We start from the raw sequence: 1,855 nt of genomic DNA, 5'->3' as shown, positions 1-1,855 counted from the left end.
CACTGATCAGATTGGTACGCCGTTGGAGATGACTGACGCGCACGGGAGCATTGTCTGGCAGGCGACGTACAAGGCGTGGGGTTCGGTTGAAAGGCTGGCGGTCAATGATGTCGAGCAGAACCTGCGGTTTCAGGGGCAGTATTTTGATGGCGAGACGGGGCTGCACTACAACACGTTTCGGTATTACGATCCGGAGGTGGGGCGGTTTGTGGCGCAGGATCCGATTGGTTTAGCTGGCGGAGTCAATCTGTATCAATATGCTAATAGCGCTATTGGTTGGATCGATCCATTGGGGCTTTGCTCCAAAGCGCTAAGCAACAATATGACAAAAAGTGGAACTCCCCGCCCCGCAAACTCCGCTGCTCATCACATCGTTGGTGATACTGCCAAGCTTGCAGCTCCTGCGAGAGCGGTCCTGGCAAAGCATGATATTCATGTGGATGATGCAATCAACGGAGTGTTTTTGCCTAATCGTAATAACGTTGACTCGAGCGTGCCAGGGATCCTGCATAATGGTAAGCATCCAAATTCTTATTTTGAGAATGTTAACCAGCTTATAATTAGTGCAGATAAGGCTGGTGGTAAGCCGATGGTTTTGAAGACAATCGATAGAATCCGAAATACATTACTAACGAGTCCACGGGACGCTCAGTGGTCCGGATTATTTGGGTGACTTATGAAAATTTATTCAATAACGCAAAATGACAAATATAAAACATTGGTCGATGCGGATCAAATGGAAAGTCTGCAGGAGTTCGCTACAAAGCTTGCATATGGTGACGCAATTTTGGAGTCTGAAAACCAGTGTTATCGCGTTGTATATAATAGTGATGATAAAAACAAACCGGCACTTTCTGATTTTTTTACATTTTTCAGGCCTATCTTGGTTGTCTCTGAAAAAGCATATGAGGCGCTTGGTTTTTTGCAGGTTTTTCCTACGGTTAAGTTGCTCGGGCCGCGTGCGGGGGATGTCGCAGTATTTGTTGCCGAGGTTCTATCAGATGCATTTGATATTGATCAATCCGATTATGATAAGGGGGAGGGTGGGTATGTAGTTTACAAAGCGGTGTTAAATATTCCCGAGAATTACAAGAGTGAGATTTTTCGCATTCCTGAAAATCCGCAAGTTCTATATGTCAGTCAAGTGTTCAAAGATGCTGTAGAGTCGCAGGGCCTGAGAGGGGTCGCTTTTAAGGAGGTTGCACAGAGTTGTTGAGTGAATAAGCGGAAAAGGGGACAGATTTATTTTGGACCGTTTTTCGTTTTTCCCTAAATAAATCTGTCCCCTTTTTCGCCCCTTTTTCGCCTTTTTCGTTGGTCCCCTTTTTCGTTGGATTGTAGATATCAGAAACATAAGCGCTATATAAGGGTTGTGAGATGAAAAAAACTGAGTTGATTGATTTATTGCAAGAAATATTGAATGAGCTTAAACAAATTCAGGCAGTGCGAGGAGTGACGGATCTTCACTCTATTATTGAAAGTTACGAAAGGGTTATAGCTCTCTTGCTTGGAGGTGCTTTGACCGATAATTTAATCAGGTTTTCGCCTAGGGAGTATTTAGAGATATATAGTGATTATGAGAACCCGCTGCTTGAAAAAATGGATTTTGCACAAAAAGAGGTTAATGGTTTTTTGGTTGTCAGGCCTTGAGTAATTGATATTTTTTCGACGCTATTTTTGTTTTTGATGTGGTCACTAACGCTTTCTGTCGTTCGCTCTTTCAAAACTCATTGAAAAAGTGGCTGCCAACATTGTCTCAGTCACTTTCTTTATATTAATAATCGACGCCAGCCGCATGCTCGAATGCCTGTAGTGGAACACCCTGGCCCAGGTCGAGCGCTTCCAGGATTGCTCG

3 protein-coding genes are annotated in these 1,855 nt (G+C 44.0%); all 3 read left to right on the top strand.

The annotated features are described in order from the left end of the window. Window positions 1–673, top strand: a 673-nt coding sequence (locus tag ACM6I6_RS22575; protein WP_414920734.1) for an RHS repeat-associated core domain-containing protein, incomplete at its 5' end; no start/stop codon positions are given. Between the two features lie 3 nt (window positions 674–676). Beyond that, window positions 677–1,216, top strand: a complete 540-nt coding sequence (locus ACM6I6_RS22570) for an imm11 family protein (protein ID WP_414920733.1) — start codon at window positions 677–679, stop codon at window positions 1,214–1,216. A gap of 161 nt (window positions 1,217–1,377) precedes the next feature. Further along, window positions 1,378–1,650: a hypothetical protein gene (locus ACM6I6_RS22565; protein ID WP_406593033.1), complete on the top strand. Its 273-nt coding sequence runs from the start codon at window positions 1,378–1,380 to the stop codon at window positions 1,648–1,650. Window positions 1,651–1,855: the final 205 nt, after the last annotated feature.

The sequence above is a fragment of the Pseudomonas sp. IT-P218 genome (assembly GCF_949767605.1).
Lineage (GTDB): Bacteria > Pseudomonadota > Gammaproteobacteria > Pseudomonadales > Pseudomonadaceae > Aquipseudomonas > Aquipseudomonas putida_AE.
Note: the sequence above shows the minus strand (reverse complement) of the source record. Positions and strands in the feature narration are given on the sequence as shown.